This window comes from Microbacterium oxydans (assembly GCF_026559675.1).
Classification (GTDB): domain Bacteria; phylum Actinomycetota; class Actinomycetes; order Actinomycetales; family Microbacteriaceae; genus Microbacterium; species Microbacterium oxydans_D.
Genome location: NZ_CP092891.1, coordinates 2,183,368 through 2,196,195, shown reverse-complemented (window position 1 = coordinate 2,196,195; position 12,828 = coordinate 2,183,368). Strand labels below are relative to the sequence as shown.

General features: G+C 71.0%; 11 protein-coding genes. 6 read left to right on the top strand and 5 right to left on the bottom strand.

Going from position 1 to position 12,828, the window contains the following annotated elements; all coding sequences use genetic code 11:
- The first annotated feature begins 16 nt into the window (after positions 1-16).
- Entirely contained in the window at positions 17-1,207 is a 1,191-nt protein-coding gene (locus MME74_RS10520) for a glycoside hydrolase family 3 N-terminal domain-containing protein (RefSeq protein WP_267414970.1), read from the top strand.
- Positions 1,208-1,210: 3 nt separating this feature from the next.
- Here MME74_RS10520 and MME74_RS10515 read toward each other — a convergent pair whose 3' ends face one another.
- From MME74_RS10515 to MME74_RS10505, 3 genes are read right to left on the bottom strand one after another with little or no spacing between them, the layout of a single operon-like run.
- Complete coding sequence (locus tag MME74_RS10515) at positions 1,211-2,074, bottom strand: 3-methyladenine DNA glycosylase (RefSeq protein WP_267414969.1); 864 nt, start codon at positions 2,072-2,074, stop codon at positions 1,211-1,213.
- Positions 2,075-2,101: 27 nt separating this feature from the next.
- A complete protein-coding gene (locus MME74_RS10510; RefSeq protein WP_267414968.1) occupies positions 2,102-3,127 on the bottom strand; it encodes an App1 family protein in 1,026 nt (341 codons plus the stop codon).
- 4 nt (positions 3,128-3,131) lie between these two features.
- On the bottom strand, positions 3,132-3,803 hold the full coding sequence (locus MME74_RS10505) for a DedA family protein (protein WP_267414967.1): 672 nt from the start codon (positions 3,801-3,803) through the stop codon (positions 3,132-3,134).
- A 41-nt stretch (positions 3,804-3,844) separates the two neighbouring features.
- Between MME74_RS10505 and MME74_RS10500 the strand changes: the two genes are divergently transcribed.
- Positions 3,845-5,185: an anthranilate synthase component I family protein gene (locus MME74_RS10500; protein WP_267414966.1), complete on the top strand. Its 1,341-nt coding sequence runs from the start codon at positions 3,845-3,847 to the stop codon at positions 5,183-5,185.
- 75 nt (positions 5,186-5,260) lie between these two features.
- The gene (gene leuS / locus MME74_RS10495; RefSeq protein ID WP_267418557.1) at positions 5,261-7,795 is read left to right on the top strand and encodes a leucine--tRNA ligase; all 2,535 of its coding nucleotides are present in this window, start codon (positions 5,261-5,263) and stop codon (positions 7,793-7,795) included.
- 70 nt (positions 7,796-7,865) lie between these two features.
- On the opposite strand, the gene MME74_RS10490 is transcribed toward leuS, so the two are convergent.
- Both MME74_RS10490 and MME74_RS10485 read right to left on the bottom strand, forming a co-directional pair.
- Positions 7,866-8,156 (bottom strand): phosphatase PAP2 family protein, encoded by a 291-nt coding sequence (locus MME74_RS10490; RefSeq protein WP_267418556.1) that lies wholly within the window; start codon positions 8,154-8,156, stop codon positions 7,866-7,868.
- Complete coding sequence (locus MME74_RS10485) at positions 8,075-8,500, bottom strand: hypothetical protein (RefSeq protein ID WP_267418616.1); 426 nt, start codon at positions 8,498-8,500, stop codon at positions 8,075-8,077. Before MME74_RS10485 ends, MME74_RS10490 begins: the two co-directional genes overlap by 82 nt.
- Before the next feature lie 205 nt (positions 8,501-8,705).
- Between MME74_RS10485 and MME74_RS10480 the strand changes: the two genes are divergently transcribed.
- Genes MME74_RS10480 through holA form a run of 3 tightly spaced genes read left to right on the top strand, consistent with a single transcriptional unit; the run spans position 8,706 to position 12,742 of the window.
- Positions 8,706-9,329, top strand: coding sequence for a ComEA family DNA-binding protein (locus tag MME74_RS10480; protein ID WP_267414965.1), 624 nt, complete (start codon positions 8,706-8,708; stop codon positions 9,327-9,329).
- 4 nt (positions 9,330-9,333) lie between these two features.
- Complete coding sequence (locus MME74_RS10475) at positions 9,334-11,661, top strand: ComEC/Rec2 family competence protein (RefSeq protein ID WP_267414964.1); 2,328 nt, start codon at positions 9,334-9,336, stop codon at positions 11,659-11,661.
- Between the two features lie 43 nt (positions 11,662-11,704).
- Positions 11,705-12,742: a DNA polymerase III subunit delta gene (holA, locus tag MME74_RS10470; protein WP_267414963.1), complete on the top strand. Its 1,038-nt coding sequence runs from the start codon at positions 11,705-11,707 to the stop codon at positions 12,740-12,742.
- The last annotated feature ends 86 nt before the right edge of the window (positions 12,743-12,828 follow it).

Genomic DNA, 12,828 nt, shown 5'->3' with positions numbered 1-12,828 from the left:
GTCGTCGGAAGCCGTGATGTCCCGGTCTCGCAGATGGCTCGTGGGCGGCCTGGCGGTCGCGGCGCTGAGCGGACTGTGCGTCGCACCGATCGCCTCCGCGACGCCCCCTTCCCCGGGAGTATCCGCCGCCGCGGCATCGAACCCCGACACGGGTATCGCGGCACGCGCGGCCGCGATGGTGCAGGAGATGTCCGTCGCGGAGCGGGCCTCGACGGTCGTGATGGGGCATGTGGCGGGGACGGACCCCGCAGCACTCCGGTCGTACATGGCGTCCGGACTCGGCGGGTTCATCCTCATGGGGGCCAACATCCCCGGCACCGAGGCCGAGCTGCAGAGCCTGACGTCCGCGTTGACCGTCGACCCCGAGCTGCCTCCGCTGGTGGCGGTCGATCAGGAAGGGGGCCTGGTCTCGCGATTGAGCGACGACGACCACGCGGCCTCCACGTCGCTGAAGGGTCTTCCGGTCGCGGACACCTCTGCCGCGTTCGCTGCGCGGGGAGCGCTGGTCGCCCGCGCGGGGATCACCGTGAACTTCGGCACGATCGCCGACGTCACCTCCGACCCCGGCACGTTCATCTACGGCCGCGCGTTGGGCACCGACCCGAAGAGCGCCGCCGACAGGGTCGCCGCCGCGACGTCGGCGCAGGAGCAGTTCGTGGCCTCGACCCTCAAGCACTTCCCCGGGCACGGCGCGGCGCCGGGCGACTCGCACCATGCCATCCCGACCACGTCGATGGGGCTCGCCGAGTGGCGTGACACCGAGGCCGTACCGTTCGCCGCGGGAATCGACGCCGGAGCCTCCCTGCTCATGTACGGGCACCTCGCCTACACCGCGGTCGACCCGCTGCCGGCGTCGCTCTCTCCGAAGTGGCACGAGATCGCCCGGGACGACCTCGGCTTCGAGGGCGTGGCGGTGACCGACGACCTCGGGATGCTGCTGTCCTCGGGAGATCCCGCCTACGCCGATCCGGTCGCGAACGGTGTGGCCGCGGTCGCCGCCGGGAACGACCTCGTGCTGATGATCGCGGGCTCCGACGCGCAGACCGCGGGGAAGATGGCGGCGGGCATCGCTGCAGCGGTCGAGTCGGGGAGCCTCCCTGCCGCTCGACTCGACGAGGCCGCGACCCGCGTCGTCACCCTGCGTCTGCAGCTCTCCGCCGCCACGGCGCGCTGGGCGGTCTGCGCCGATTGCGAGCCCGCGAGCTGACGTTCAGGCCGCCTCGCGGGCGCTCTCGCCGAGCCAGGCGTCCAGCAGGGCGGCGCGCAGGACGGAGCCCCGTTCGGCGAAACCGCGCTGGCGGCGGACATACTCCGCCTTCCCCTCGGGAGTCTCGATGGGCACGGGCGTGACATCCCACGCGGAGAGGTCGTAGGGCGCGGCCTGCATGTCGAGCAGGCGGATGTCGCGCGCGAGCTCGAACGTGTCGAGGAGGAGCTCGCCGGGGATCAGCGGCCCGAGCTTCATCGCCCACTTGTAGAGGTCCATCCCCGCGTGCAGGCAGCCCGGCTGCTCGAACAGCGGCTGATCGTCGCGGCTCAGGGGTGTGCGGTTGCGCGGAGTGGCATCCGGGGTGAAGAACCGGAACGCGTCGAAGTGGGTGCAGCGCAGCTCGTGTCCCTCGACCACGGCATCGGTGCCGGCCTGCCCGAGCCGCAGGGGGACGGCGTGCCGGTGCTCGTCGGCGCGGTAGACCATGGCCCACTCGTGCAGCCCGAAGCAGCCGAACTGTCCGGGACGCGACGCCGTGCGGCGCAGCATCCGCTCCACGAGGCCGGCGAGCTCCGCCTTCTCCGTGGCGAAGGCGGCCGCGTCCGGAACGACGGAGCCCTCCACCGTACCGGCGGCGTACCAGCGCCACGAGAGACGCTCGGCGGCGTCCTGCAGCTCGATGCCCGCGCCGGGGTGCCAGCGCCGCAGCTGCGCGGGCTTGTACGCGTAATAGGTGAACAGGAAGTCCCACACCGGATGCTTCTCGGAACGGCCGGCGCGCTCGCGATGCGCGGCGGTCAGTGCGTCGGCGCGCTCCTGGTGCGCATGCTCGCGCGCCAGCCACTCATCGCGGGGGAGGGCCATCTCAGTGCCTGTCCATTCCGAACCTCGTCAGTGGAGGATTCCGACTTCGCCGAGCCGATCCCGCAGGCCCGCGCCGTCTTCGGCGCTCACCCAGGGCGCGGTGTCCTCGGAGTGCGGCTCGGGGCCGGCGCGGCCTCCGGCGAGCACGGCCTCGGCGGGGAGCAGACGACGGATCGCGACGCCGGCGACGGAATCGGGATGCTCGTCCATGAACTGGCTGTAGATCGACTCATCGTGCTGGCCGTCGTCACCGATCAGCAGCCACTTCACGTCGGGGAACTCGGTGGCCAGCCGGCGCAGGTTGGTGAGTTTGTGCTCGCGCCCGCTGCGGAACCAGCGCTCATGGGTCGGGCCCCAGTCCGTGAGGAGCATGGACCCGGCCGGGAAGAGGTGACGGCCGAGGAACCGCCAGAGGGTCGGCGCGACATTCCACGCCCCCGTGGACAGGTAGACCATCGGCGCCCCGGGGTGCTGTCGCAGCAGCTGGTCCAGCAGCACGGCCATCCCCGGCACGGGGAGTCGGGCATGCTCGTCGAGCACGAACGAGTTCCAGAAGGCGATGAAGGGGCGGGGGAGTGCCGTCACCATGACGGTGTCGTCGACGTCGGACACGACACCGAACGTGGTGCCCTCGGCCACGACGAACACCCGGGCCTCCACGGGATCCTGCCCCTCGACGGAGAAGGTGAACGTCTGCCAGCCCGGCTCCAGCTCCACGCGGATCATCGCGTCGACGACGCCGCCCCGGTCGGCGGCCACCTGGTGCGTGGTGCCTCCGATGTGCACGCTCACGGCGGCGAATCCCACCGGGATCCCGACGAAGCTGCGCCAGCCGCGCACGCTCGCCGGCTCGCCGTCACGCGTACGACGCTGCGGGGGGACGATCAGCACACGACCGACGACTCTGACCCAGCCCGGACCGCCGTATCCGGGGAACGGGAGGATCGTCGCGACCCGGCCGCGACGGCGCGCACGACCCTCACGCCAGACATGCAGGCGGTGCTCGAGTCGCGCGAACCAGTGGATCCGGGGCGCCGGGGGTGCGGAAGCCATTGCCTCAGTCTTTCACGTCGGCGTCGGCCTCTGCCTCCGGAGCCTCCAGATGACGGGCCTCGAGGCGCTGCAGCAGCTTCTTGCCGAGGTAGGCCAGGAGCAGGAACAGCGCGATCACGCCGACGAAGATGTACCCCGCGTAGTGCACCCGGTCCACGAGCTCGCGGAAGCTGCCGGCAGCGAGGGAGGTCACGCTCACGTAGGCGGCGGCCCAGAGCATGCAGGCGGGGGCCGTCCAGGCCAGGAACCGACGGTAGGGGTACTCGCTCATGCCCACGGTGAGAGGGACGAGAGAGTGCAGCACCGGGAGGAACCGGGACAGGAAGATCGCGATGCCTCCGCGGCGGGCGAGATAGTTCTCGGCGCGGACCCAGTTGTGCTCGCCGATCTTGCGGCCCAACCAGGAGACGCGGATGTGGGGGCCGAGCCAGCGCCCGAGCCAGAAGCCGATGCTCTCGCCGATCAGCGCGCCGATCACGACGGCGACCCCCATGGCGATGCCCTCCCACGGGGTGGCCACACCCATGGAGGCGATGATGACGATCGTGTCGCCGGGGACGATGAGGCCGATCAGGATGCTGGTCTCCAGCATGACCGCGACGCCGGCGACCAGCGTGCGCGTGACCGGATCGATCGACTGCACGGTGTCGAGAAGCCAGAGCAGGAGGTCGTCCACGTCTTGAGAATACGGGAGCGGCCCGGTCCTAGGCTGGCAAGGTGCCTGAACCCCTGACCGCTCGACCGCTTCCCGCCTGGGTGGAGCCGTCGTCGGTGTTCGCGCTGCTCGAGGCCCGGTCGGTCGACGTGTTCTGGCTCGATGCCGGGGCGGATGCGACCGAGGGATGGAGCTTCGTGGGGACGGGGGAGCGCTCGACGCTGCCGGGAGACGTCCGGGTGGACGCCGCCCCCGCGGATCCGGCGCTGCCGCCCTTCTCCGGGGGATGGGTGGGCTGGCTCGACTATGAGGGCGGGGCCGCTGCGGCCGGTGCCCCGGTGACCGAGCCCGAGGATGCCGGGGGTCGCTGGCTGTCCGTCACGCACCTGGTGGCCTTCGACCATGCGGCGCGGCAGGCGTGGGCCCTCGGCGGCCGAGAGACGGAGCTCTGGGCGGCGGAAGCGGCGACGGAAGCGGCGACGGAGTCCGGTGCCGGGGAGGACAGCCGTCCGTCGACCGGGGCCGACGGGAGCGCGGACGGTGCACCCCGCACGGCCGAGGCCCGGCATGACCCCCAGGAGTACGCGGCGCTGATCGAGCGCTGCCGTGACCTCATCCGGGCGGGCATCGCTTACCAGCTGTGCCTGACCACACGCTTCACCGTGCCCGGCGCGCACGACCCCGTCGCCGTGTACCGGCGTCTGCGGGCCGCGACTCCGGCGCACCACGGCGGATTCATCCGGATCGGCGACCGCACACTGCTGAGTGCGAGTCCCGAGCAGTTCCTGCATGCCTCGGGGGGAGTCCTCCGGACCCGACCCATCAAGGGCACCAGACCCCGCAGCGCCGATCCGGTCGAAGACGCCGCGCTCGCCGCAGAGCTCGCGGTCGACCGCAAGGAGCGCGCGGAGAACGTGATGATCGTCGACCTGATGCGCAACGACCTCTCCCGTGTGAGCGTGCCCGGGACCATCCGCGTCGACGGCCTCTGGGTCGTGGAGAGCTATCCGGCCGTGCACCAGCTCGTCAGCACGGTGAGCGGTGTGGCCGCCGAGGGGACCACGGTCGGCGGTCTGCTCGCGGCGACGTTCCCCGCCGGGAGCATGACCGGCGCGCCGAAGCTCTCGGCCATGACGCGGCTGCACGGTCTGGAGGGCGGTCCGCGCGGCGTCTACGCCGGATGCTTCGGCTACATCGGCGTCGACGGGTCGCTCGACCTCGCCATGGTGATCCGCAGCATCCTCATCGACGGGGAGCGCGCGATCGTCGGTGCCGGGGGAGGGATCACCTGGGGATCGGTCGCCGCCGCCGAGGTGGCCGAGGTCGCGACCAAGGCGCGGGCACCGCTCGCCGCTCTCGGAGCGGAAATGCCTGGGCTCTGGCGTTCCGATATCCTGAACTGATCCCGTTTTTCCTTCAGATTGGTCGTGCGTTCGTTGTCTGAGAACCTGTCCACCGCTCCTGCCGACGACGAGTCGATGTCGGCGCACGCCATCCAGACCAAATGGCAGAAGTATTGGGCGGAGAACGGGACGTTCCTCACGGGTGGCGATGACGACACTCGCCCCCGCAAGTACGTGCTCGGCATGTTCCCGTATCCGTCGGGCGACATGCACATGGGGCACGCGGAGAACTACGCCTACGTCGACATGGTCGCGCGCTTCTGGCGTCACCGCGGCCACAACGTGCTCAACCCCATCGGCTGGGACTCGTTCGGCCTGCCCGCCGAGAACGCGGCGATCAAGCGCGGTGCCGACCCCCGCGAGTGGACGTACGCCAACATCGACCAGCAGAAGCAGAGCCTGAAGGAGTTCGGCACCTCCTACGACTGGACGCGAGTCCTGCACACCTCCGACCCGGAGTACTACCGCTGGAACCAGTGGCTGTTCCTGAAGCTGTACGAGCGGGGTTTGGCCTACCGCAAGAAGAGCGCCGTCAACTGGTGCCCCAACGACCAGACCGTGCTCGCGAACGAGCAGGTCGTCGACGGTCGCTGCGAGCGCTGCGGCGCCGAGGTGATCAAGAAGAAGCTCACCCAGTGGTACTTCCGCATCACCGACTACGCGGACCGTCTGCTCGACGACCTGAACCAGCTCGAGGGCTTCTGGCCGCACAAGGTGCTGCAGATGCAGCGCAACTGGATCGGCCGTTCCATCGGCGCGGACGTCGACTTCGTGATCGAGGGGCGCGCCGAGCCGGTGACGGTCTTCTCGACGCGGCCCGACACCCTGCACGGTGCGACGTTCTTCGTGGTCGCGCCCGACTCCGACCTGGCCTCCGAGCTCGCGGCCGACGCTCCGGTCGAGGTGCGTCAGCGGTTCCAGGCGTACCTCGAGCAGGTGCAGAAGGAGACCGACATCGCGCGGCAGTCGACGGACCGCCCCAAGACCGGCGTCTTCCTGGAGCGCTATGCGATCAACCCGGTCAACGGCGAGAAGCTGCCCGTGTGGGCGGCCGACTACGTGCTGGCCGACTACGGGCACGGCGCTGTCATGGCCGTCCCCGCGCACGACCAGCGCGACCTGGACTTCGCTCGCGCGTTCGACCTGCCGGTCAAGGTCGTCGTCGACACGACGGCCCCCGTCACGGGTGCCATGCCGGTGATCGAGGTCGATGAGGAGGGCGTGCCGATCGACACCGCCGCCGTCCTCGACGAGCAGAGCCCGGCGTCGACGGGCATCGCCCTCACCGGCGAAGGTCGCATGATCAACTCCGGCGCGCTGAACGGTCTGTCCAAGCGCAACGCGATCGCCCGCGCGATCGAGCAGCTGGAGGCCTCCGGCACCGGGCGCGCGGCCAAGAACTACCGCCTGCGTGACTGGCTGATCTCCCGCCAGCGCTTCTGGGGCACCCCGATCCCGATGCTGCACGCCGAGGACGGCCGGATCATCCCGGTGCCCGAGGACCAGCTGCCGGTGAAGCTGCCCAGCGTCGAGGGCCTCGACCTGTCGCCGAAGGGCACGTCGCCCCTCGGCGCGGCGGAGCGCTGGGTGCGCACCACCGACCCCGAGACGGGCGACCCGGTGCTGCGCGACACCGACACCATGGACACGTTCGTGGACAGCTCCTGGTACTTCCTGCGGTTCCTGTCGCCGAACAGCGACACCGTGGCGTTCGACCCGGCTCAGGCAGACCGCTGGGCACCCGTCGACTCGTACATCGGCGGTGTCGAGCACGCGATCCTGCACCTGCTGTACGCGCGCTTCATCACGAAGGTGCTGTTCGACATCGGGCTGATCGATTTCACCGAGCCCTTCACGACCCTGATCAACCAGGGCATGGTGCTGCTCGACGGCTCGAAGATGTCCAAGAGCAAGGGCAACCTCGTCGAATTCGCCTCGAGCATGATCGACCCCGGTGCCGACGTGGTGCGTGTCGCCCTGGCGTTCGCCGGTCCGGTGGAGGACGACATCAACTGGGAGGACGTCTCGACGGCCGGCGCGCAGAAGTTCCTGGCGCGTGTCCTGCGCATCGCTCGCGATGTCTCGTCTCCGGTCGACGTGGTGTTCGACGGGGGAGACGCCGCGCTCCGTCGCGCGACGCACAAGCTGCTGTCCGAAGCTCCCGCACTCGTCGAGCAGACGAAGTTCAACGTGCTCGTGGCCCGTCTGATGGAGCTGGTGAACATCACCCGCAAGACCATCGACGGCCCTGCCGGTGCGGCGGATCCGGCCGTGCGCGAAGCGGCTGAGACGATCGCCGTGATGCTCGACCTCTTCGCTCCGCACACCGCCGAGGAGGTGTGGGAGATCCTCGGTCACGAGCCTTCCGTCGGTCTCGTCGCGTGGCGCTCCGCCGATCCGGCGCTGCTGATCGAGGACACGATCACCGCCGTCGTGCAGGTGGGCGGCAAGGTCCGTGCGCAGCTCGAGGTCCCGGCGCGCATCGGCGAGTCCGAGCTCGAGGCGCTGGCGCGTGCCGACGAACGCGTGATCCGGTCGATCGGCGACCGCGAGATCGTGAAGGTCGTCGTGCGCGCCCCGAAGATCGTCAGCTTCGTCGTCAAGGGCTGACCCGCCCAGACACCGACGTCCGCCGCAGGCCCACGACGCACGCCTCACCGCGTGCCGTGGGCCTGCGGCGTCATCCCCGTCGTTCGGTGGGGCGCCCGCGCGCATCGCGGACGACCTCGACGACGAGGACTGCGAGCACGGGCACAGTCACCCCGAGCACCGCGCCCAGGGCGACGTCGTGGACGTAGTGGACGCCCTGTGCGACGCGACCGAGGGCGACCACGGCCGCCAGGGCGATCGCCGACCACGTCATCCATGTGCGATGCACGACGAGAGCGATCACGGCGGCGGCTCCGAACGCGAGCGTGGCATGGTTCGAAGGGAGCGACCAGTCTCCCGGAGGCGGGCACTCGCCCGAGATCGGCCAGATCGCGCAGGGCCGCGGCTGCGCGAAGACGATCTTTCGCCCTCGCTGAGGAGGTAGGCGAGAACGACGCCCGCGCCTGCGACGACGACACGGGGTCGCTTCCCGGCGTCGCGCCACCACGCGTGGGCGAGGGCGGCTGCCGTGGCCGCGGCGAGCAGCAGCAGGCCCGCTTCGGAGATCACCTCGATGCCGGGGACCCGTGCCCCCACGGAACCCAGCCAGCGCGTGCTCAGCACGCTCAGGCTTCCGGGGAGGGGGACGATCGCCAGGAGGACGGCGAGTCCGGCGACGAGTGTCAGGGGCACGACGATCTGTGCGGAGACACGAGAAGAGGGCATACCTTCGACGGTACGGAGACCGCACGGCAGCGGAGTCCGTCGGTGGATGTATCCGGGTCGCCCTCGAGGACGATGTTCGCGGGACTGCGCCCCTCGCCGCAACTCCGTGCCGGCTGGCTCTGCACGGCGTGAGAAGTCGGCGGGTTGTGCACCGGTCAGGGGTTCGGGGCGCGGGGCGGTGTGACGGTCCTCCTAGCGTGGCCGGATGGCATCGCAGTCCGCACCTCCATCGCCAGCATCACCACCGCCAGTACCTCCGCAGCGACGCCGATTGCGCCTCAGCATCGGTGCCGCGGTGGTCCTCGCCCTGGTCGTGCTGTCCGCCGCGGTGGGGCTCGGCATCCTGCGTGGTCAGTCGGCGCCGATGGAGTCCGTGCCACTGACGGATGCCGGCGCGACCGGGGAGCCGACGGGGGAGCTCTACGTGCATGTCCTGGGCGCGGTCGCGCGTCCCGGGCTCTACGTGCTCGAGCTGGATGCCCGTCTCGTCGATGCGCTGGCCGCCGCGGGTGGGACGACCGACGACGCTGACCTCGCCGCGGTCAACCTGGCGCGGGTGCTCGAGGACGGGGAGCAGGTCATGGTGCCGACCGTCGGTGCAGCGCCGGGTACGCCGGGTGCGGCCCCTCCGGGCGATGGACGCATCGACCTCAACACCGCGGACCAGGCGGCCCTGGAGACACTGCCGCGTATCGGACCCGCGCTGGCCGAGCGAATCATCTCCTGGCGTGAGGAGAACGGGCGCTTCCGCGCGGTCGACGACCTGCTCGCGGTGCCGGGCATCGGAGAGAAGCTGCTCGCGGGTCTGCGCGACGGGGTGAGGGTGTGAGGGGATGAGACGGCGTGATTTCCGTCTGCTCCCGCTCGCGTCGGCGGGCTGGGGAGCCGCCTTGCTGTGCGTGTTCATCCCCTCGGCGTCCTGGGCGTGCGCGACCGGCTGCGGTCTCGCGGCAGTAGCGGTGCTGGCCGCTCTCACCTCTCGGCGGTGCCGTGGTGGGGTGGCGTCCGCCTACGGCGGGTTGGCGGTCGTGATCCTCGTCGTGGCGGCGGGGATCGCGGCGACGGTGGGGTCGGTGCTCCCTGCGCGCGAGTACGCCGCATCGTGGGGCGGTCGGGTCGTGGAGCTCATCGCGGAACTCACCTCATCCGCCTCGGTCGGTCAGGACGGACGCCTCTGGATCGAGGCGACGACGACGACGCTCGGCTCCCCGGGGGAGACGGCCTCGTCGAGCGCGCCGGTGCGTATCGGGGTCGAACCGGTAGAGGGGTTCGATCTCGGGGCGGTGGTGCGCGTGGTGGGTGAGGCCGAGGCGACGGATGCCGGCGAGCATTCGGTGCTCGTGGTCTACGCGAGTCGTGCCGAGATCACTCAGCCCGCGGGCGGGGTGTTCGGCATCGCAGCGACCCTCAAGCGTGGCTTCGTCGAGCGGTCGTCGGAGTTGCCCGAGCCCGGCGCCGGGCTGCTCCCCGGACTCGCCGTCGGCGACACCCGCGCGGTGACACCGGAGCTGAACGCCGACATGCGCACCAGCGGCCTCAGTCACCTGACCGCGGTCAGCGGAGCGAACTGCGCCATTGTGGTCGGCGCGCTCTTCTGGCTGACGGCGTGCTGCGGAGGAGGACGAGGCTTACGGGTGGTCGTGGCCGTCGCCGGCCTGGCCGCATTCGTGGTCCTGGTGACCCCGGAGCCGAGCGTGGTGCGAGCGGCGGTCATGGCCGCCGTGGGCATGCTGACGGTGCTGTCGGGCAGACCGAGCGCGGGTGCCGGCATGCTCTCGCTGTGTGCGGTCGGGATCCTGCTGGCCGACCCGTGGCTGGCGGCCACGCCCGGGTTCGCGCTGTCGGTCGCGGCGTCGGGTGCCCTGATCCTGCTCGCGCCGCCGCTCTCACGGGGGTTGAGCCGGGTGATGCCGGAGCCGGTGGCGCTGGCCGTCGCGGTCCCGCTCGCCGCCCAGCTGGCCTGCGGCCCGATCATCGCGCTCTTCTCCGAGCAGCAGTCGTTGATCGGTGTCGCCGCGAATCTGATCGCCGCGCCCGCCGCCCCGATCGCGACCGTGATCGGCCTGCTCGCGTGCCTGGCCGCACCGGTGCCCGTGCTCGCGGATCTGCTCGCGTCGTCCGCCTGGCTTCCGGCTGCGTGGATCGCGACGACCGCCACGACGACGGCACGACTGCCCGGCGCACAGTTGCTGCTGCCGGCGGGGCTCCCGAGCTCCGTCCTCGTCGCCCTCGTCAGCGCGTGCGTCGCGATCGTCCTGATCCGGTTCGCCCGCTCGCCGCGGAACGCGCCGTCCGGACGGGGAATGCGGATCGTGCACCGGGGAGCGGCGGCCGTCCTCATCGTCGTGCTCTCGCTCGCGGGGTCGCGCATGCTCCTCGACGGGCCGCTGGCCACAGCGACAGCACCCGACGGGTGGGCGATCGCCGCCTGCGACGTCGGGCAGGGCGACGCCGTGCTGGTGCGCTCCGAGACCAGAGTGGCGCTGATCGATGCGGGACCCGATCCCGGGCCGCTGTCGGGCTGCCTGAGGTCCCTCGGTGTCGATCGCATCGATCTACTGGTTCTCACGCACTACGACCTCGACCATGTCGGCGGGGTGGCCGCGGTCCGCGGCCGGGTGGGACTGGTTCTCCACGGCCCCGTGGTCGAAGACGACGAACGACGTCTCCTCGACGACCTCGCGTCCGCAGGGGCACAGCTCCATCAGGCATCCGCCGGTCAGCACGGCATGCTCGGCACGGCGGCGTGGCGCGTCCTCTGGCCGCAGCCGCACGCAGTGGCATTTCCCGAGGGCAACGACGCGAGCGTGGTGATGGAGTTCGACGGCGGAGGTGTACCCCGTTCGATCCATCTCGGTGACCTCTCTGCGGCACCCCAGCGCATGCTGCTGCGCACGGCCGGGCTCGGCCGGTACGACGTCGTCAAGGTCTCCCACCACGGCAGCGCCGATCAGGCTCCGGAGCTCTACGAGGCGGTGCAGGCGCGTGCGGCTCTCGTCAGCGTGGGCGCGGACAACGACTACGGCCATCCGCGCACGGAGACCCTCGACCTTCTGGGTGCGACCGGTGCGCGCACGCTGCGCACGGACCAGCACGGGCGCATCCTGCTCGGCCTCCACGACGGAGAACTACAGGTCTGGACCGAGCGGGCCCCGCCGTGACCGGGAGGGGAGCGGTGTCGGCGACCGCCGGTAGGCTGGATCCATGGCAGCTTCGCGTCCCTCTTCCCGCGGTGGCGCGAAGCCCACCAAGATCCCCCAGGTGTCGTGGCGCGAGCCGCATCCCGCGCCGATCGTGCTCGTCTCCGGTCCCGAAGAGGTCTGCGCGGAGCGGGCGATCGCCGGAGTCCGCGACTACCTGCGCGCCGAAGACCCTGCCCTCGAAGTGAGCGATGTCCGCGCCGATGACTACGCGCCCGGCACGCTGCTCTCGCTCACCTCTCCGTCGCTCTTCGGCGAACCGCGCCTAGTACGTGTGTCCGGTGTGGAGAAGTGCTCCGACGCCTTCATCCAGGAGGCCGTGTCGTACCTCGACAACCCCCAGGAGGGGGCGACGGTCGTGCTCCGGCACACCGGTGCGAGCGTGCGCGGCAAGAAGCTCCTCGACGCTCTTCGCGCCGGCACGGGTGGGGGCATCGAGATCGCGTGTCCGGCGATCAAGCGCGACGGCGACCGCGTCGACTTCGCTGCCGGGGAGTTCCGCACGGCCAAGAAGCGCATCGCCCCTCCGGCCCTGCGCGCGCTGGTCTCCGCGTTCGCCGACGACCTGACCGAGCTGGCGGCCGCCTGTCAGCAGCTCATCGGCGACGTCGAAGGCGACATCACGGAAGAGGTCGTCACCAAGTACTACGGCGGCCGGGTCGAGGTCTCGGCATTCGTGGTCGCCGACACCGCCATCGCGGGGCGCTACGGCGAGGCGCTCATCGCCCTCCGCCATGCTCTCTCGTCCGGCGCCGACCCGGTGCCCATGGTCGCGGCCTTCGCGATGAAGCTCCGCACCATGGCCCGCGTCGCCGGGAACCGAGAGCCGAGTCGACAGCTCGCACAGCGTCTGGGGATGAAGGACTGGCAGGTCGACCGGGCCCGCCGTGACCTGGCCGGCTGGAACGAGCGGTCGCTCGGCATGGCGATCCAGGCGACGGCGCGTGCTGACGGCGAGGTCAAGGGTGCGGCCCGCGACCCGATCTTCGCGCTCGAGCGCATGGTCACGGTCATCGCCACGCGCCAGCCCTTCGGCGAGTAGCCGACGACGCACGGGACGACCCGATCTGCTGCTCGGCGCGACCCGGAGAACGAAGAAGGCCCGCCCCGAAAACGGGACGGGCCTTT